This is a genomic window from Terrabacter sp. MAHUQ-38 (assembly GCF_014518425.1).
GTDB lineage: Bacteria > Actinomycetota > Actinomycetes > Actinomycetales > Dermatophilaceae > Terrabacter.
The window spans coordinates 492942-511163 of record NZ_JACVCU010000002.1 but is presented as its reverse complement, the minus strand read 5'-3'; the positions used below and the strand labels follow the sequence as shown (position 1 = coordinate 511163).

Here is an 18222-nt window from a genome sequence, read left to right as displayed (position 1 = left end):
ACGACGGCCCCTGCCACAGGGGGAGTCGGGTCACCATCTCGGGACAGCAGTCCTCCCGGTGGCCCACGCGGCCCGACGGACGTGACCCACATCTGTGACGAGGTGGCCTGTGGCGCCTAGGAAAGCGAAGCATCATGCACACGTTCGACGAGATCAACGCCGCGTCGCTGCGCTCGGACATCCCCGAGTTCCGCGCGGGTGACACGCTCAAGGTCCACGTCAAGGTCATCGAGGGCACGCGCTCGCGTGTCCAGGTCTTCCAGGGCGTCGTCATCCGTCGCCACGGCGGTGGTGTCGGCGAGACCTTCACCGTCCGCAAGATCTCCTTCGGTGTCGGCGTCGAGCGCACCTTCCCGCTGCACACCCCGATCATCGACAAGATCGAGGTCGTCACCCGCGGTGACGTGCGTCGCGCGAAGCTCTACTACCTGCGTGGCCTGCGCGGCAAGGCGGCCAAGATCCGCGAGAAGCGCGAGACGGTGCCGGCCAAGGCCGACTCGAAGAGCTGACGACCTGCTGACGCAGACATCCGTCTGACCACGCGAGGCGCGGTGGACCCCGAGCGGGCCGTCCCGGACACGACGTCCGGGACGCCCCCAGAGCCGGGGTCCACCGCGCCTTCGTCGTCGTCGGCCCGCCCGTCCTCGGCGTACGCCGCGGCACGCCGGCATCGTTGGCTGCTCGGGCCGGCGCTCTTCCTGCTCGGGATCGTCGTGGTGCGAGCCTTCTTCGTCACGCCGTTCGGCATCCCGAGCGAGTCGATGCAGGACACCCTGCTCGTCGGCGACCGGATCCTCGTCGACCGCACGACGTCGCCCGACGAGCTCCGGCGCGGCGACATCGTCGTGTTCGACGCCTCGGAGGCGTTCAACCTCGACGTGCCCGAGCGTGGGGTCCTCCAGACGATCACCGAGGCCGTCGAGAGCCTGGCGGGCAAGGGGCAGCCGACCGACTACGTCAAGCGGGTCATCGGTCTGCCCGGCGACCACGTGCGCTGCTGCGCACCGGACGGACGGCTCGAGGTCAACGGCGTCGCCGTGACCGAGCCCTACCTGGCCGCAGGCCAGCGGCCGAGCGCCACGACCTTCGACGTGACCGTCCCGGCCGACCGGTTCTGGGTCATGGGCGACAACCGCGGGGCCTCCGCCGACTCCCGCGCCCACCTCGGCGAGCCGGGTGGCGGCATGGTGCCCGGGCGGGACATCATCGGCAAGGTCTGGGTGCGATACTGGCCGCTCGATCGGCTCGGACCGGTCGACCCAGGACACGTTGCCCCCGCCCCACGAAATGGTGAGTGATGTCGCAGTACACCGGACGCCCCGAGGACCCGACGCGCGGGCGCCCTGCTGACGACACCGACGAGCCCGACGAGTTCGACGACCTCGACGAGGACTTCGAGGACGAGCCCCGCGGCTTCGGGGCCACGCTCCTCGCCGGGATCAAGGAGCTGGTCATCGTCGTCGTCCTCGCGATGGCGCTCTCGTTCATCGTCAAGACCTGGCTCTTCCAGGCCTTCTACATCCCGTCGGGCTCGATGGAGAACACCCTCGTGCGCGACGACCGCGTCATCGTGAGCAAGCTGACGCCCGGGCCCTTCGACCTCAAGCGCGGTGACGTCGTCGTCTTCGAGGACCCCGGTGTGCCCAGCCCCTGGCTCGGCGGTGCCGGTGGGGTGAGGAGCACCGTCGGCGGGCCGTTCCACGACGCGCTCGTGTTCGTCGGCCTGCTCCCCGAGGACTCCGAGAACCACCTCATCAAGCGGGTCATCGGGCTGCCCGGTGACCACGTCGAGGCCGATGGCGACTCGGGCGAGATCAAGGTCAACGGCGTCGAGATCACCGAGCCGTACGTCAAGCCGGGCGACGCGCCGAGCGAGGGCAAGAAGTTCGACATCGTCGTGCCGGCCGGACGCGTCTGGGTGATGGGCGACCACCGCTCCGACTCCTCCGACAGCCGGTGGCACGACGACGGCACGGGCGCCACCGGGTCGGTGCCGATGGACAAGATCGTCGGTCGGGCGCTCTTCGTCGTGTGGCCGATCGACCACGTGACGTGGCTCGGCGTGCCCGAGCGGACCTTCGCCGAGGTGCCCTCGCCGACGACGCCCAGCACCCGGCCCACCGGCAAGTCCACGCTCAACCCGGCACCGGGCGGCAAGCCGAGCGCCTCGACGACCAAGGTCGCGAGCTGAAGCCACCCGGAGTGCCCGTGCCTCGTACCGCCCCGTCCAAGAAGCCCTCGCTGAGGGTCGAGCGTGCCCTGCAGCGCTCGGGGCACCGGCTGCTCGCCGGCATGGATGAGGTCGGCCGCGGCGCGCTCGCCGGGCCCGTCAGCGTCGGCGTCGTCGTCATCGACGAGCAGGTGCGGTCGGCCCCGATCGGCGTCAAGGACTCCAAGCTGCTCACCGAGCGGGCCCGCCGCGGCCTCGTGCCACGTATCCAGCGGTGGGCGGTCGCCTACGCCGTGGGGCACGCGAGCGCGGACGAGATCGACGAGATCGGCATCATGGCGGCACTGCGCCTCGCGGGCAAGCGCGCCCTCGACGCGCTCGGCGTCGTGCCCGACCTCGTCATCCTCGACGGCAACCACGACTGGCTCACGGCGCCCTCCGAAGTGGGGCTGCTGGCCTTCGCCGACGAGGCCGCGCCGACGACACCGCCGGTCACGACGATGATCAAGGCCGACCTGAAGTGCTCGTCGGTGGCGGCGGCGAGCGTGCTGGCGAAGGTGGAGCGCGACGGGCTCATGGTGGCGCTGTCGGAGGAGCACCCGGCATACGGCTGGTCGCTCAACAAGGGGTACTCGGCTCCCGAGCACATGGATGCGCTGGCACGGCTCGGGCCGTGCGAGCTGCACCGGCGTTCGTGGCGTCTGCCCGGCGTGTACTCCGACACACCGGTCGAGGTGTTGAATGAGGGGACGGAGACGTTCGCTCCGGTGGCCATCACGGCAGAGCAGACAGGGACGGCGATCAGGTGAGTTCGGAAGATCTCGAGAAGTACGAGACCGAGATGGAGCTCCAGCTCTACAAGGAGTACCGCGACGTCGTCGGCCTCTTCACCCATGTCGTCGAGACCGAGCGGCGCTTCTACCTCGCGAACTCGGTGGACGTGAAGGTGCGCAGCGACGGTGGTGAGGTCTTCTTCGACGTGACGATGGCCGACGCGTGGGTGTGGGACATCTACCGGCCGGCCCGCTTCGTCAAGAACGTTCGGGTCGTGACGTTCAAGGACGTCAACGTCGAGGAGCTGCCCAAGCCCGACATCAAGCTGCCGGAGAGCGGCGACTTCTCCTGAGCCCGTGGGGTTCCCGGCCACCGTCGTCCACATCCCCTGACCGAGGACGTATGCCGTCCACAGCCTCGCGCCGGGGCCTGTCGTCCCCGGGGCGGCGCCGGGAGGGTGGCCGCTATGGACCTCTCCACCCGCGCCCTCGGCGACTACGGCGAACGCCTCGCGTGCCGGTACCTCGCCGCCGAGGGGCTGACGATCCTCGACCGCAACTGGCGGTGCGTGCGCGGTGAGATCGACGTCGTCGCCCGCGACGGCAGCGACCTCGTCGTCTGCGAGGTGAAGACCCGCACGACCGAGGCCTTCGGGGCACCGTTCGAGGCCGTGACGTGGAGGAAGCAGCGCCGGCTGCGGCGCCTCGCCGGGCTGTGGCGCGACGAGCACACCGAGTCCGCGCGCGGTCTCGCCCTGCGGATCGACGTCATCTCGATCCTGCGGCCACGGTCCGGCCGGGCCCGGCTCGAGCACCTGCGCGGGGTGTGCTGATGGGTGTCGGGCTGGGGCGCACGCGCTCGGTCGGGCTCCGCGGCGTCAACGGGTTCGTCGTCGAGGTGGAGGCGCACGTGACGAGCGGGTTGCCGGGCTTCGCGATCAGCGGGCTCGGGGACTCGGCCGTCAAGCAGTCGTCCGACCGGATCAAGGCAGCAGCGGCGCTCATCGAGAAGATGGTCGTGAGCCAGCGCCGCGTCACGGTGAACCTGTCGCCGGCGGGCGAGCGCAAGATCGGCACGGGCTTCGACCTGGGCATCTTCGTGGCGGTTGCGGCCGCGATGGAGCACATCCCCGGTCACGTCGTGCGAGACGTCGTCCACATCGGCGAGGTCGGGCTCGACGGCACGGTACGTCCGGTGCCCGGCGTGCTGCCGCTCGTCCATGCTGCGGCACTCGCGGGAGTGCGGCACGTCGTCGTACCCGTCGCCAACGCGGGCGAGGCGCGGCTCGTCGCCGGTGTGCGGGTGCACCCCGTGGCCGAGGTGACCGAGCTGGTCCGTCGCTACGACACGCTCGGCAACGGCCGTCCGGTCGACGAGGTGCGCGTGCCGCTCCACGAGCCGGCTCCGCCCGAGCAGGCCCGAGACCTCAGCGAGGTCGTCGGCCAGGCGGACGCCAAGCTAGCCCTGGAGATCGCAGCAGCCGGAGGACACCACCTCCTGCTCGCGGGCCCGCCGGGCGCGGGCAAGACGATGCTCGCCGAGCGGTTGCCGGGACTGCTGCCCCCGCTCGACGAAGCCGAGTCGATGGAGGTCACCGCCATCCACTCGGTGCTCGGCGCGCTCGGGTCGGGTGACGACGTCCGGCTCATCACGCACCCGCCGTTCGTCGCGCCGCACCACGGCGCCTCGCAGGCCGCGGTCATCGGGGGCGGCTCGGGCCGCATCCGTCCGGGCGCCATCACGCAGGCCCACCGCGGTGTCCTCTTCCTCGACGAGACCCCCGAGTTCGACAAGGGCGTGCTCCAGTCGCTGCGCACGCCACTCGAGCGCGGCCTCGTCTCCATAGCCCGCGCACAGGAGACGGTGACGTTCCCGTCCCGCTTCCAGCTCGTCCTCGCCGCGAACCCCTGCCCGTGCGGCAACGGGTGGGGCAAGGGGCTCGACTGCACGTGCACGCCGATGATGCGGCGCTCCTACTTCGGCAAGCTGAGCGGCCCGCTGCTCGACCGGGTCGACCTCCAGGTGCATGTGCAACCTCCCGGGCTGTCCATGGCGGGCGCGTCCGCCGGAGAGACGACCGCCTCCGTCGCTGCACGGGTCGCAGCTGCCCGTGCGGCGCAGGGGGAGCGCTGGCGTGAGGTGCTCGAGCGCCGCCGTGGGGTCAACGCCGACGTGCCGGGCTCGGTACTGCGAGGCCGACCATGGCGGCTGCCCGCCTCGGCGACGACGACACTCGACCGGTCGCTCGAGACCAGCGCCGTCACCCTGCGCGGCTACGACCGCACGTTGCGCTGCGCCTGGACCATCGCCGACCTCATGGGGCTCCAGAGACCCGGACGCGAGGAGGTCGACCTCGCCTTGTCGCTGCGTCACCGTGCGGGGGTGGCCGCGTGAGCGATCGAGTTCGGGTGGAGGTGTGCCGTGGATGCTGACCGGTTCGCGCGGGCAGCCCTCTCGCGGGTCGTGGAGCCCTGCGACGCCGAGGTCGACCGGCTCGTCCGCACGGTGGGCGCGGCGGAGACCCTCGACCGCGTGCGCGCCGGCGCCGGGCGTCTGTCCCGCTTCCGGGCCAGGGTCGCGGCGCTCGACACGCAACGCGACCTCGACATCGCAGCCAAGGTCGGTGCCCGTGTGGTGGTCCCCGGTGACGACGAATGGCCCGAACGTCTCGACTCCATCTCGGTGCCGCCGTGGTGCCTTTGGGTCCGCGGGGCGCTCGACCTGGCCGAGACCGTCCACCGCTCGGTCGCCGTCGTCGGTTCGCGAACGGCGACGGCGTACGGCGAGCAGCTCGCCGCGGATCTCTCCGCCGGACTGGCCCGGCGTGGCTGGGCCGTCGTCTCGGGCGCTGCCTTCGGCATCGACGGAGCCGCTCACCGCGGCGCTCTCGCCGTCGACGGGGCCACGGTCGCCGTCCTCGCCGGTGGCGTCGAACGCCCCTACCCGTCGGGCCACGCCGCCCTCCTCACCCGGATCGCGGGGGACGGGCTCGTCGTCTCGGAGGTCGCCCCCGGCTCCGCACCGATGAAGACCCGCTTCCTCTCACGCAACCGGCTCATCGCCGGGATGACCCGGGGCACGATCGTCGTCGAGGCGGACCTGCGCTCCGGGTCCCGCAACACGGTCAAGCACGCGATCGAGGCCGGCCGGCCCGTCGGAGCGGTGCCGGGACCTGTCACGTCGATGACGTCCGCCGGGTGCCACCAGGAGATCCGCGAGGAGCGGGCTGTGCTCGTCACGTCGGTAGACGAGGTGATCGACCTCGTCGGCGACCTCGGCGTCGACTCGTGCGAGCCGGCCCGGGCGCCCAGCCGCCCGGAGGACGACCTGCCGCCCGTCGACACGGTGGTCCTCGATGCGGTGCCGTTCCGGTCCGGCCTGACCCTCGACGCCATCGTGCGCTCGTCCGCGCACGCACCGTTGACGGTGCGCGCCGCCCTGGGACGGCTCGAGCGGCTCGGCCTCGTGTCGGAGTCCGCGGGCACATGGCGCAAGCGCCCCCAACGACGATCCGGGTAGGGGTCGGCGGGCCTGCCGGGGCTGGCCGGGGCTGGGCGGTGTCCCCGGCCTGAGCCCCGAAGGACCCGAGTGACGAGCTTGGACACCGGCGCACCCAGCGTCTGGGGCACTGCACTGCTTGCCTTGCGCCACGCGGTTTGCGATGGTGCCGGAGTGACGGAAGTGGCGAAGGCCGAAGCGGAGGCCGTACCCGACGTGCTCGAGCAGCACTCGGAGCTGCTCCACGCCTACTCCCGCCACCTCGGCGCCGAGCGCGGGCGCTCCGTGCACACCCGCCGCGCCTACCTCGGCGACGTCCGGCACCTGCTGACCTTCGCAGCGTCACGGGGGATCGACGAGGTGTCCGACCTCCGCATCGGTGACCTGCGCGCCTGGCTCGGTGTCCAGGCCGATGCCGGCGCCGCCCGCGCGACGCTGGCCCGTCGCGCCGCCTCGGCCCGGACCTTCCTCAGGTGGGCGGAGCACACGGGCCGGATCCCGAGCGACCCGTCGCTCCGGCTCGTCGCCCCGAAGCGGCACTCGACCCTGCCGGGCGTCCTCCGGCAGGGTGAGGCGACCGAGCTGCTCGAGCTGGCGGCCACCCGCGCCGACGACGCGGACCCGATCCACGTGCGCGACCGCGCCGTCCTCGAGCTGTTGTACGCCAGCGGCATCCGCGTCGGCGAGCTCGCGGGGCTCGATGTCGACGACGTCGACCTCGCCCAAGGGGTCGTGCGGGTCATGGGAAAGGGGGCCAAGGAACGCATCGTGCCCTTCGGCCTCCCGGCCGGTCTCGCCATCGAGGCCTGGCTGGCGGTGCGCCCGCGCCTCGCCGGCGCACACTCCGGGCCGGCCCTGTTCCTCGGTCGTCGCGGTCGTCGAGTCGACGCACGGCAGGTCAGGTCGGCCGTGCACGAGCTGCTCTCACACCTGCCGGACGCCCCCGACCTCGGGCCGCACGGTCTGCGCCACAGCGCAGCCACCCACCTCCTCGAGGGCGGCGCGGACCTGCGCATGGTCCAGGAGATCCTCGGCCACGCGAGCCTCGCCACGACCCAGGTCTACACGCACGTCTCCGTCGACCGGCTGCGGCGCAGCTATGAGCAGGCCCACCCGCGCGCCTGAGCGTCAGAGGGGGAGCAGGACGATCCGCGCCCGGCCGACGAACGACAACGGGTCGAGGTAGGTCTCGCCGCGAAGCACACCCCAGTGCACGCAGGTCCGCGGCACGCAGTGACCCGGGGTAGTGGCCACCGACCCCACGCGCGCCCCGCGAGCGACTCGAGTGCCGGTCACCGGCGCGCCGGTCACCGGCTCGAAGGTGCTGCGCAGCCCGCCGGGGTGGCCGACGACGACCACGCCGCGGCCGGCGATGACCCCGGTCCAGGTCACCTGACCGTCGGCCGGCGCGAGGACGGACTGGCCGGCGGCAGCGGCGAGATCCACGCCGCGGTGGCCGGGCAGCCACGGTTGGTCGGGCGGGTCGAACTGCCGCACCACCTCGGGCGCCGGGTCGAGCGGCCATGCCCAGCGACCTCCGGTGGGCGCCCCGGAGACCTGCAGCCCACCCGCCTTTGACGCGCCGGTGGGCACGACCGGGAGGGCGGCGGCGTTCGTCACGGAGGCCACGGCGAGAACCGCACCGAGGAGCGCTGAACCGATCGACATGGCGCCATGCTCGTCGACCCGGACTCCCGGCGGGCGCACGGGGCCGCCGCCTGTGGATGGTCGACGCCACGCCACAAGAGGTGTGGACTGCGGGCCGGCGCCTGACCGGAGGGACGGAGCGGTCGACCGGACCGGGACCGTGCCCTCACTCGACTCGGACGGTGCTCAGCGACGGGCTGCGCTTTACTCGAGGGGGACCGAGACGTCTCCCGCAGCGGCGAGGCGGCGGCTCGCTTCGACGAGGACCTCGTCCTTCTTGCAGAACGCGAACCGGACCAGCGTCCGCGCAGCGTCGGGGTCGTCGTGGAAGACCGACACCGGGATGCCGACCACCCCGGCGATCTCGGGCAGCCGGCGGGCGAACTCGAGCCCGTCGACCGCCCCGAGCGGCGCCGCGTCGGCGATGACGAAGTACGTGCCCGACGGCCGCGACACCGACAGGCCGGAGGCCTCGAGCGCCGAGCACAGCAGGTCACGCTTCGCCTGGAGCGACTCGCGCAGGCCGTCATACACCTCGTCACCGAGCCCCAGCGCGAGCGCCACGGCGGGCTGGAAGGGACCCGAGGCGACGTAGGTGAGGAACTGCTTGACCGTACGCGCCGCGGTGACCGCCTCGGTCGGGCCCGTCAGCCATCCGACCTTCCAGCCGGTCGCCGAGAACGTCTTGCCGCCCGAGCTGATCGTGATGGTCCGCTCGGCCATCCCGGGCAGCGTCGCCATCGGCACGTGCTCGGCGTCGTCGAAGACGAGGTGCTCGTAGACCTCGTCGGTGACGACCCAGGCGTCGTGCTCCCGGGCAAGGCTCGCGATGAGCTCGAGCTCGGCGCGGGTGAAGACCTTGCCGGTGGGGTTGTGCGGCGTGTTGAGCAGCACGAGGCGGGTCCGCGCCGAGAACGCCGCCCGGAGCGAGGACTCGTCGACCGCGAAGTCGGGGAAGCGGAGCACCGACGTACGGCGCGTGGCTCCGGCGAGGGCGATCGTCGCGGCATACGAGTCGTAGTACGGCTCGAAGGTGACCACCTCGTCGCCCGGCTCGCACAGCGCGAGGACGACGGCCGCGATCGCCTCGGTGGCTCCGGCGGTCACGAGCACCTGCGACGCCGGGTCGAGCCGGATGCCGTAGAAGCGCTCCTGGTGGGCGGCCACCGCCTCGAGCAGCTCGGGGACGCCGGGACCGGGCGGGTACTGGTTGCGACCGCCGTCGATGGCCGCCTTCGCCGCGGCCAGCATCTGCGCCGGCCCGTCGGTGTCCGGGAAGCCCTGGCCGAGGTTGATGCTGCCGGTCCGCGCGGCGAGCGCCGACATCTCGGCGAAGATCGTGGTCCCGAAGGGCTGCATGCGCGAGATCAGCGGCGAGCTCATGGCCCGAGCCTACGAGTCCCCGACTGCGCCCAGGACGTCGCCGCCCGGGCACGTCGCACGCCCGGGCAGCACAGAGCCCCCGCCCGGGCAGGGGCGGGGGCTCTCACGGCGGCCCGGCGTGTGTGGAGGGTCTTGCCGGCGCCAGTGTGCGGAGATCCCACCTGGTCAGGGGGTCCGGTGGGATCTCCAGCCTCACCATCGCTCGCCGGGTCCGAAGTGTTACGAGCTGTCCGGAAATGGGTATGGCGCTGGGTTCTTCGCGTACGCGGCGCGCCCGGTCAGGCGCCCGGCCCGGCCCCGAGCCCGCAGGCCGTGACGCGGTAGAGCGTGTAGTCGCCGTCGGTCGCGACCCGCTCGAGACCGTCCACGTGGGCGAGGTCCTTGAGGCCGGACGACCGCTCCGGCCGGTCGAGCCAGTAGACGTGCGGGGAGTCGATGGCCCAGCGGATGTCGTGGCGCGCGAGCGCCTGGCAGACGTCGGGCCGGTGTGCGAGGTCGTTGAACCCGGTGCCGATGACGATCTCGTCGCCGGCCGTCGGGATCGGGATCGAGCGGTAGAGGGTGTTCGTGCCGAAGAGGGCCCACATGAGCGGTGAGCCGTTCTCGGGCCGACCGACGACGCCCTGCCCGTCGGGGATCCGTTCGGCGAGTCGGCGCAGCGAGTCCTGCGCCTCGAACGACAGGATGACCTTCTTCGGGTCGCTCGGCCGGAAGAAGTCGGTGAGTAGCCGGCTGCGGGTGCCGCCGTTGAGCCCGAGGGTCGCGACCGGCACGACCAGCACGGCCACGAGCCCGGCGATGAGGGCCCGTGACCCGACCAGCGGCACGCGGCGAAGGAGCTCGCGCAGCATGGGCGCTGCCGCGCTGACGAGCACGACGCCGGGCACCGCGGCGAGCGAGGCCAGCCGGACCTTGTCGTTGTACCAGTAGCCCGTGACCAGGGCGGTCCACGGCTCGGTCGACGACGCGGCCATGACGTAGAGCGCGACGCAGGCCGCCCACATCGCGACGACGGGTAGCGCTGCCCGGGCTCGAAGGGCGATCCACGCGATGCCGAGGGCGAGGAGCGCGACGAGACCCCAGAGGACGTCGGGGATCTGGAGCCTGCCTCCGACGACCTCCACGAGCGCCGTCCAGATCGAGACGCGGTTCTTCCACTCGTAGGACTGGGTCGACGCGAGCCTGGCCGACACCTCCGGCGCCGCCACGAGCCCGGCGACGCAGACCACCACGACGACCGCGAGGTCACGCCCGACCGCCCCCCAGCCGAGGTGTCGCAGCAGGCCCGCCCGCAGCCGCGCGGCCACGAACCAGACCAGCGCGAAGAGCACGAGGGCCACCAGGGCGTTGGGCTGGATCAGGGCCAGGCCGGGCATCGCGGCCGCGAAGCCGAGCCACTGCCCGAGCCGCTTGGAGCGCGCCGCCTGCAACATGAGGGCGAGCGCCCCCGGGGTCAACGCCGTCGCCATGAGGTTCGGCCACAGCACGCCCCACCCGAGGAGGATCGTCGGGAAGGCGATGAAGGCTGCGGAGGCGAACCCGGCGGCGTACGTGACGAGACGCGACGTGCCGAGGGCGTGGCGCACGAGGGCGACGACACCCAGCGGCCACACCACGGCAGCGAGCACGATGGTCGCGACGTTGGTCCCCGGCAGCACGTCGGCGACCCATGGCAGCAGGCTCGTCGCGATCCAGGCGTGGAACCCGTTGGGATAGAACGTCGGGTTCGCGATCGAGAGGTTGCCGGTCTCGACGAACGTCCGGATCCGGTCGAGGTGGTAGACGGCGTCCGGGCTGTCGACGAGCTCGTCGGGGCGCCCGATCGCCGGCAGGATCGTCGCGAGGGCCAGCGCGACCCCGATGAGGATCGCGACGACGGCGTCAGGGCGGGGCCGCCCGAGGAAGCGACGGGCCGCGCCGAGATCGGGGTCGTGTCGGCCGACGAGCCGCATGACCAGGAGCGCGACGGCGGCGCTGGCGGCCGTGACGGCGACGAGCGGGAGCAGCCCCCACGCGATGCCGAGGCGCTGCGCGACGGTCGCGAAGGCGGCGATGAGCCCGGCCGACACGGCAGGGGAGACCGCGAGCGCCTCGAGCCCCCTGGCCCCGAGCCCGCGCACGATGAGCCAGCCCGGGAGGAACAGCACGAGCGAGAGGACCACGAAGGCCGGGACCGTCTCCACCCAGTGCGCCATGCGGGCCATTGTGACGGGTCGCCCCGATTTCCCGACGACCCGGGTCAGGCCGTACGATGGTCTGCGGTCACGTGTGCTCGTCGCGCGGGACCGAAATTCGCGCGTCTTCTGCCGGTCCGCCGGACCGGGTCACACCACAGCAGTCCCCACCGCAGCGTGGGGCGGGGTGTGTCAGGCGCCAGGAGTGAAGCCGTACGCCGTGCGGTGTTCACGTGCTCGCACGTGAGCGCCCAGCGGTGCACCGCCCACGAAGAACTGACAACAACGGAACTAGGGAGAACACGGCATGGCCGTCGTCACCATGCGCCAGCTCCTCGAGAGCGGCGTCCACTTCGGGCACCAGACCCGTCGCTGGAACCCCAAGATGAAGCGCTTCATCATGACGGAGCGCAACGGGATCTACATCATCGACCTGCAGCAGTCGCTGACGTACATCAACAACGCGTACGACTTCGTCAAGGAGACCGTCGCCCACGGCGGCACGATCCTCTTCGTCGGCACGAAGAAGCAGGCCCAGGAGCCCATCGCCGAGCAGGCGACGCGCGTCGGCATGCCGTACGTCAACCACCGCTGGCTCGGTGGCATGCTCACCAACTTCCAGACGATCTCCAAGCGCCTGACGCGCCTCAAGGAGCTCGAGGAGCTGAACTTCGACGACGTGGCCGGCTCGGGCTACACGAAGAAGGAGCTGCTCATCCTCAAGCGCGAGAAGGACAAGCTCGAGAAGACCCTCGGCGGCATCCGCACGATGTCCAAGGTCCCCTCGGCCGTGTGGATCGTCGACACGAAGAAGGAGCACCTCGCCGTCGACGAGGCCCGCAAGCTCGGCCTCCCGGTCATCGCCATCCTCGACACGAACTGCGACCCCGACGAGGTCGACTACAAGATCCCCGGCAACGACGACGCGATCCGTTCCGTCACGCTGCTGACGCGGGTCGTGGCCGACGCCGTCGCAGACGGTCTGGTCCAGCGCTCGTCCGGCAAGTCCGGTGGCGACGCGCAGGCCGAGGAGCCGCTGGCCGAGTGGGAGCGCGAGCTCTACGCCGAGGCCGCCGCCGCCACCGAGACGGTGGAGTCCGCTGAGGCCCCCGCTGCCGAGGCCCCCGCCGAGGCCCCCGCCGAGGCCGCCGCCGAGGCGCCCGTCGCCGAGGCCGCCCCGGAGGCCGCCGAGGTCGTCGAGCCCGAGGCCGCTGAGGCGCCGGTTGCCGAGCCTGCTGCCGAGAGGGCCTGAGCCCTTCCGGCGCAGCCACTTCGAGTCATCCACATCTGACGAAAGAGCGATACAGAGCATGGCGAACTACACCGCCGCTGACATCAAGGCGCTGCGCGAGCAGACGGGCGCCGGCATGATGGACGTCAAGAAGGCGCTCGACGAGGCCGAGGGCGACCGCGCCAAGGCCGTCGAGATCCTGCGCGTCAAGGGCCTCAAGGGCGTCACGAAGCGTGAGGGCCGTTCGGCCTCCAACGGCCTCGTGGCGGCCTCGGCCACCGACGGCGTCGGCACCCTCGTCGAGGTCAACTGCGAGACCGACTTCGTCGCGAAGGGCGAGAAGTTCATCGCCCTCGCCGACCAGGTCCTCACGCAGGCCGTCGCCGCCGGGGCCACCGACGCCGACTCGCTCCTCAAGAGCACGCTCGAGGACGGCAAGACCGTCCAGGAGCTGCTCGACGAGGCCAACGCGACCATCGGCGAGAAGATCGAGGTTCGTCGCGTGGCGCGCCTCGAGGGCGACAAGGTCGTCTCCTACCTTCACAAGACGAGCCCCGACCTGCCCGCGCAGATCGGCGTGCTCGTCGCGCTCGAGGGTGGCGACGAGTCCGTGGGCCGCGACGTGGCGATGCACATCGCCGCGTTCAGCCCGACCGTGCTGACGCGCGACGAGGTCCCGGCCGAGACGGTCGAGAACGAGCGTCGCGTCGCCGAGGCCACGGCCAAGGAGGAGGGCAAGCCCGAGGCTGCGCTCCCGAGGATCGTCGAAGGTCGCGTCAACGGCTACTTCAAGGAGAACGTCCTGCTCGAGCAGCCGTTCGCCAAGGAGCCGAAGAAGACCGTCGCGAAGGTGCTCGAGGAGGGCGGCGCCGCCGCGACGTCCTTCGCGCGCTTCCGCGTCGGCCAGTGAGGCCTGACCTCACTGCACCGCTCTCGTAGCGCAGACCGCGCATCACGACGACGTATGCCGGTCGCCCCCTCGGGGCGGCCGGCATCGTTGCATTCCGGCCAGGTCCAGCACGACGGACCTGCAGTACCAGGAGGATCCATGAGCACGCAGACCGACGCCCCGGTCGAAGGGGCGGCGACCGACGGGCCGCTGACCGTGTCGATCACGCGACGCGTCGCGCCCGAGGACGAGCTGCTCATGCAGGCGTGGGTCCATGCAGGGACGTCGATGGCCGAGCGCTTCGAGGGCTTCCTCGGGGCCGGTTGGGTGCGTTCGGGCGCCGAGGACTGGCACATGCTGTACCGCTTCGGCTCACGGGCCCACCTCGACGCGTGGGAACGGTCGCCCGAGCGGATCCGGTGGCTGCGTTCGGCCGCCGACCTCGTCGAGCACCGCCGCACGGAGTACCGCACCGGTATCGAGGGCTGGTTCGACGAGCCGGCGTCCCGTTCGGTGCAGGACGCGGGTCCGGCGGGCCCAGCGGCTCCGCCGAGGTGGAAGCAGGCGAGCGTCATCTGGGTCGCCTTCTTCCCGACGAGCCTCGCCCTGACCTACCTGCTCATGCCGTTCAGCGAGCACTGGCCCGTCGTGCTGCGAGTCCTCGTCACGACGCTCGTGGCGACGCCGTGGATGACGTACGCCTTCCTGCCCCTCGTCACGAAGCTCTTCGCGCGCTGGTTGCGCGCCTGACGCCGACCGCGGTCCTGCATCGGCGTGGCTTTCGGGTCATGGACTCGACGACCATCCGCGCGCGGCTCGAGCACCCGGCGGCTCAGGAGCTGCTGGGACCGGATGCCCCGCTCGCACGCATCGCCTTCGTCGCCCCCGACGGGACGCCGCGGGTCATCCCCGTGGGTCTCGTCTGGCAGGACGAGCAGCTGCTCTCACCTTCACAGGATCTCCACACGTCGCACCCTCGCTGACCGCAGACCCGCTTCTAGGCTCAGGGCATGAGTCAGGGGAACACTGCAGCACCGTCAGGCGCGCCTGCACCAGCGACGCTCCTCGTCGTCGAGGACGACCCGACGATCAACCAGGCCGTCACCGATCGCCTTGTCGCCGAGGGCTTTCGGGTGGTCCAGGCGTTCGACGGGCCCGGCGCCGTCGAAGCCCACGGTCAGCACGCACCCGACCTGGTCGTGCTGGACCTCATGCTGCCCGGCTTCGACGGGCTCGAGGTGTGCCGCCGCATCCAGGGCGAGCGCCCGGTTCCAGTCCTCATGCTCACCGCCCGGGCCGACGAGACGGACCTGCTGGTCGGACTCGGCGTCGGCGCCGACGACTACGTGACGAAGCCCTTCCGGATGCGCGAGGTCGTCGCTCGCATCCGTGCTCTGCTGCGCCGCGTCGAGCGGGCCCGCGAGCTCGCTGCCGAGCAGCCTCCGGTGCTCGCCGTCGGGGACCTCACCGTCGACCGCGGCGCGCGCCGCGTCTCGGTGGGGGGCAGCGAGGTGCACCTGACACCGCTCGAGTTCGACCTGCTCCTGGCGCTCGCCGCCGAGCCGGGCGCGGTACGCGGCCGCGACGACCTCATGCGCGAGGTCTGGGGCTGGGCCGACGCCACCGGAACCCGAACCCTCGACAGCCATGTGAAGTCGTTGCGGGCCAAGGTCGGCAGTCTTCGCGTGCGCACCGTCCACGGCGTGGGCTACGCCCTCGAGACCGGGAAGGTCGACGAGACGTGAACACCGACCGGCCCCTGGACGGCATTCGCTCGATCAAGGTCAAGCTGGGTCTGCTCGTCGCGGTGAGCATCCTCGTGGCGGTCCTCGTCGCGGAGATCGGCGACCGGGCCGATGTCCCGGCCTGGCTGACGATTCCGGTGACCGTGGTCGCCGCCCTCGGGGTGACCCAGTGGCTGTCGCGCGGCATGACCTCGCCGCTGCGCGAGATGACCGCGGCGGCGTCGCGGATGGCCACCGGCGACTACTCCTCGCGCGTCACCGCCACCTCGGCGGACGAGGTGGGCACCCTCGGCGCCGCGTTCAACACGATGGCGGCCGACCTCGCCGACGCCGACCGGCAGCGCCGGCAGCTCGTCGCCACGGTGTCCCACGAGCTGCGCACGCCGCTCACGGCCCAGCAGGCGCTCCTCGAGAACCTCGTCGACGGCGTCATCCGCCCCGACGACGCCGTGCTGCGGACCGCTCTCGCCCAGGCCGAGCGCCTCGGCGCCCTCGTCGGCGACCTGCTCGACCTGAGCCGCGTCGACGGCGGCCGCGTGCCGCTCGCGCTGGCCCCGGTCGACGTCCGCGAGCTCGTCGAGCGCGCCGTCGCCGAGGCCGGCGTCTCGAGTCGGGGGACCGTCCACGTCGTCGACGTGCCGCCGGGCCTGCAGGTTACCGCCGATGCGGCGCGCCTGCACCAGGTGCTCGCCAACCTGCTCGACAACGCCGACCGGCACACGCCGGCAGGGGGCCGCGTGACCGTGAGCGCCGGTGAGGAAGGGCCCGACCGTTGGTGGCTCCTGGTCGCCGACGAGGGCAGTGGGATCCCACCAGCGCACGCCGGCCGGATCTTCGACCGCTTCGGCTCGGGCGACGACGCCGGCGGAGGTACCGGCATCGGCCTCGCGATCGCCAGCTGGGTGTGCGAGCTGCACGGCGGTTCGATCACGGCCGTCGCGCCGCCCGAGGGAGAGCACGGTGCCCGGCTGCGCGTCGTCCTGCCCCGCACACCACAGCCCACGGCGCCCGCACCAAGGACGGGAGCGACGCCGCGGACACCGGCGACACCGCCGACGTATGCCGCCGCATCCCGAACCAGCCCCCGTCCGAGCCCCGCCACCGAGGAGGCCGTAGTGCCCGTCCCGATCCCCGCCGCTGCTGGTCCCACACGGCCCCCCGCGCCGCCCGGCGACCCTACGAGCCCGACGGCATTCGGAGGCGTCCCCGTGGGAGCCCCGAAGCCCGTGCTGGACTCGATCTTCGGCGACCTCTGGCCCGAGGCAGGCCTCGCGCCGCAGGTGCGTCTGCTCCTCGCGTGTGTCGGGGTCGGCGTGCTGTCCGCGATCGTGCTGCCCTACCGCAACATGGGACTCGCACTCTTCCTCGTCCTGCTCACGGCCGGCGCCGTCATCTGGCGTACGTCGCGGCAGCGGCTCTCGACGTGGACCGTCGTCACGACGGTCGTGTGCGTCGGTCTCGCGTCGCTGGCGGTGCTCCGTGACACGGACTGGCTCATGGTGCTCGCCGTCCTGGTCGGCATCGTCCTGACGATGACGGCGCTCACCGACGCGAGGGGGCTGCTCTCCGTCGTTGCCGGCCTCGCGTCGTGGCCCCTGTCGGCTCTGCGTGGGCTGCCGCTGCTCGGTCGCACGATCGCCGCCACGAGCCGCGTCAGCATCGTGTGGCCCGTCGTGCGCACCGCGGCGATCTCGCTCGTCGCCCTGGTCGTGTTCGGCGGTCTCTTCGCCTCGGGCGACGCGATCTTCGGGTCATGGGCGAACGCCATCGTGCCCGAGTTCGCCTGGGACAGCCTGATCTTCAGGTCCTTCGTCGGCTTCGTCGTGGGCGGGGCGACGCTCGCCGCGGCGTACGTCGCGCTCAACCCGCCCAAGGTCCAGCGCCTTGCCCTCCCGGCGGGTCGTCCGGTGGCACGCACCTGGGAGTGGGTCGTGCCCGTGGGACTCGTCGTGGCAATCTTCGTCGCGTTCGTCGTGGCCCAGGCCGCTGCGCTCTTCGGGGGACACGAGTACGTCCAGCGCACGACGGGCCTGACCTACGCCGAGTACGTTCACCAAGGATTCGGGCAGCTCACGGCTGCAACGCTGCTCACGCTCGCGACCGTCGCCCTCGCCGTGCGCAAGGCACCGCAGGGGACACCGCGCGACCGTGTCGTCCTGCGTGTCGCGCTCGGGGCGCTCAGCGGCCTCACGCTCGTCGTCGTGGCATCCGCCCTGCACCGCATGGACCTCTACCAGCAGGCATACGGCTTCACGGTGCTCCGGGTCCTCGTCGACGGCTTCGAGCTGTGGTTGGGGCTTCTGGTCGTGCTCGTCATCGTCGCGGGTGTCAGGCTCTCCGGATGGTGGCTTCCGCGCGCGGCCCTGCTGTCGGCGGCGCTCTTCCTCCTCCTGGGCGGGTTCGTCAACCCCGAGGCGTGGGTCGCCCAGCGCAACATCGACCGCTACGTCACGACCGGCAAGCTCGACGTGAGCTACCTTTCGACGCTCGGCACTGACGCGGCACCCACCATCCGGTCCGGGCTGCCTCGCGACCTGTCCGCCTGCATCGTCAGAGCGCGCGGCCTCCCACGTACCGACGACGACGCCCTCGCCTGGAACCTCGGTCGCGCCCGGGCCCGAGAGCTCGGCGCCGACCCGCTCCCTGGCTTCGACGAGGCCAGCTGCTCGACGGCGCTGAGGCAGGGCATCGGCGGGTGAGGCAGGATGACC

General features: G+C 72.0%; 18 protein-coding genes. 15 read left to right on the top strand and 3 right to left on the bottom strand.

Annotation, left to right across the window (positions count from 1 at the left end; translation table 11 throughout):
• The first annotated feature begins 134 nt into the window (after positions 1-134).
• The 9 genes from rplS (at position 135) to H9I49_RS09280 (ending at position 7567) form a co-directional block, all read left to right on the top strand.
• Entirely contained in the window at positions 135-509 is a 375-nt protein-coding gene (gene rplS / locus H9I49_RS09320; protein WP_188030070.1) for a 50S ribosomal protein L19, read from the top strand.
• A gap of 42 nt (positions 510-551) precedes the next feature.
• Entirely contained in the window at positions 552-1298 is a 747-nt protein-coding gene (gene lepB / locus H9I49_RS09315) for a signal peptidase I (RefSeq protein WP_188030069.1), read from the top strand.
• A complete protein-coding gene (lepB, locus tag H9I49_RS09310) occupies positions 1298-2191 on the top strand; it encodes a signal peptidase I (protein ID WP_188030068.1) in 894 nt (297 codons plus the stop codon). The genes lepB (H9I49_RS09315) and lepB (H9I49_RS09310) overlap by 1 nt, the downstream gene beginning before the upstream one ends.
• A 17-nt stretch (positions 2192-2208) precedes the next feature.
• Positions 2209-2979 (top strand): ribonuclease HII, encoded by a 771-nt coding sequence (locus tag H9I49_RS09305; RefSeq protein WP_188030067.1) that lies wholly within the window; start codon positions 2209-2211, stop codon positions 2977-2979.
• Entirely contained in the window at positions 2976-3296 is a 321-nt protein-coding gene (locus tag H9I49_RS09300) for a DUF2469 domain-containing protein (protein WP_030146655.1), read from the top strand. The genes H9I49_RS09305 and H9I49_RS09300 overlap by 4 nt, the downstream gene beginning before the upstream one ends.
• 114 nt (positions 3297-3410) lie before the next feature.
• Entirely contained in the window at positions 3411-3776 is a 366-nt protein-coding gene (locus tag H9I49_RS09295) for a YraN family protein (protein WP_188030066.1), read from the top strand.
• Positions 3776-5338 carry a YifB family Mg chelatase-like AAA ATPase gene (locus tag H9I49_RS09290; RefSeq protein ID WP_188030065.1) on the top strand — a complete coding sequence of 521 codons (1563 nt, stop codon included), beginning with the start codon at positions 3776-3778 and terminating at the stop codon, positions 5336-5338. The genes H9I49_RS09295 and H9I49_RS09290 overlap by 1 nt, the downstream gene beginning before the upstream one ends.
• A gap of 27 nt (positions 5339-5365) precedes the next feature.
• Positions 5366-6463 (top strand): DNA-processing protein DprA, encoded by a 1098-nt coding sequence (gene dprA, locus H9I49_RS09285; RefSeq protein WP_188030064.1) that lies wholly within the window; start codon positions 5366-5368, stop codon positions 6461-6463.
• Positions 6464-6625: 162 nt separating this feature from the next.
• Positions 6626-7567, top strand: a complete 942-nt coding sequence (locus tag H9I49_RS09280) for a tyrosine recombinase XerC (RefSeq protein WP_188030440.1) — start codon at positions 6626-6628, stop codon at positions 7565-7567.
• 3 nt (positions 7568-7570) lie between these two features.
• Here the strand turns inward: H9I49_RS09280 and H9I49_RS09275 are convergent, their stop codons facing one another.
• The 3 genes from H9I49_RS09275 to H9I49_RS09265 all read right to left on the bottom strand — a co-directional run bounded on the left by H9I49_RS09275 (position 7571) and on the right by H9I49_RS09265 (position 11667).
• Positions 7571-8110 carry a M23 family metallopeptidase gene (locus H9I49_RS09275; protein WP_188030063.1) on the bottom strand — a complete coding sequence of 180 codons (540 nt, stop codon included), beginning with the start codon at positions 8108-8110 and terminating at the stop codon, positions 7571-7573.
• A 183-nt stretch (positions 8111-8293) separates the two neighbouring features.
• Positions 8294-9472, bottom strand: coding sequence for a pyridoxal phosphate-dependent aminotransferase (locus H9I49_RS09270; protein ID WP_188030062.1), 1179 nt, complete (start codon positions 9470-9472; stop codon positions 8294-8296).
• 278 nt (positions 9473-9750) lie between these two features.
• Positions 9751-11667, bottom strand: coding sequence for a DUF6541 family protein (locus tag H9I49_RS09265; RefSeq protein ID WP_188030061.1), 1917 nt, complete (start codon positions 11665-11667; stop codon positions 9751-9753).
• 286 nt (positions 11668-11953) lie between these two features.
• Here H9I49_RS09265 and rpsB point away from each other — a divergent pair, with 286 nt between their 5' ends.
• From rpsB to H9I49_RS09235, 6 genes are all read left to right on the top strand, one after another.
• Positions 11954-12898 (top strand): 30S ribosomal protein S2, encoded by a 945-nt coding sequence (gene rpsB, locus H9I49_RS09260; protein ID WP_188030060.1) that lies wholly within the window; start codon positions 11954-11956, stop codon positions 12896-12898.
• A gap of 58 nt (positions 12899-12956) precedes the next feature.
• Positions 12957-13787 (top strand): translation elongation factor Ts, encoded by an 831-nt coding sequence (gene tsf / locus H9I49_RS09255; protein WP_188030059.1) that lies wholly within the window; start codon positions 12957-12959, stop codon positions 13785-13787.
• 138 nt (positions 13788-13925) lie between these two features.
• Positions 13926-14516 (top strand): antibiotic biosynthesis monooxygenase, encoded by a 591-nt coding sequence (locus tag H9I49_RS09250; RefSeq protein WP_188030058.1) that lies wholly within the window; start codon positions 13926-13928, stop codon positions 14514-14516.
• A gap of 38 nt (positions 14517-14554) precedes the next feature.
• Positions 14555-14749: a hypothetical protein gene (locus tag H9I49_RS09245; RefSeq protein WP_188030057.1), complete on the top strand. Its 195-nt coding sequence runs from the start codon at positions 14555-14557 to the stop codon at positions 14747-14749.
• Between the two features lie 27 nt (positions 14750-14776).
• Entirely contained in the window at positions 14777-15511 is a 735-nt protein-coding gene (locus H9I49_RS09240; protein WP_188030056.1) for a response regulator transcription factor, read from the top strand.
• A complete protein-coding gene (locus tag H9I49_RS09235; protein ID WP_188030055.1) occupies positions 15508-18210 on the top strand; it encodes a DUF4153 domain-containing protein in 2703 nt (900 codons plus the stop codon). Before H9I49_RS09240 ends, H9I49_RS09235 begins: the two co-directional genes overlap by 4 nt.
• Positions 18211-18222 lie beyond the last annotated feature (12 nt).